Here is a 543-nt window from a genome sequence, read left to right as displayed (position 1 = left end):
TAGCTACTTTGTGGGTAAGGCCGGTCCGGGTCCGGCTTATATTGAAGCCAAAGGAGACAGGCATTTCTTTACCAACAGAACCTTATATCTTATGGTTCATAACATGGTACACCTGGCCAAGGTTCTAAAGGAAAATCCATACCCAACAAACGTGAACGAGCTTAAGAAAAAAGCTGAAAAAATAAGTGATACAGAAGACTAACCACTAAAAACCAATCCTCATGCTAAACTGGCTAATCCACATTATTATTGACGCCGCAGTCTTACTAATTGCAGCAAAAATGTTACCCAAGGTAGAACTAAAAGGCTGGAAAACGGCTATTTTGGTTGCAGTTATCATTGGTATTCTCAGCTTTCTGTTGAGTTGGATCCTTACTGCAGTGCTTAATATTGCGACGCTGGGAATATTCTATTTCCTGGGGCTGGGCTTTATTACCAGGATCATCGCCTATGCGATCATCATTGAAATAGCAGATAAACTGAGCAGCGATTTTAAAACTCACGGATTCATGCCTTCATTATGGCTGGCGATCATCATTGCCA

1 protein-coding gene and 1 pseudogene are annotated in these 543 nt (G+C 41.4%); both read left to right on the top strand.

Translation table 11 applies throughout. The features are described from left to right. Window positions 1–202, top strand: a pseudogene (locus HC175_RS17060) (flavodoxin family protein); the annotation flags it as partial. 19 nt (window positions 203–221) lie between these two features. Next, window positions 222–543, top strand: a 322-nt coding sequence (locus HC175_RS17055; protein WP_168139530.1) for a phage holin family protein, incomplete at its 3' end; no start/stop codon positions are given.

Source organism: Salinimicrobium oceani (assembly GCF_012037645.1).
Note: the sequence above shows the minus strand (reverse complement) of the source record. Positions and strands in the feature narration are given on the sequence as shown.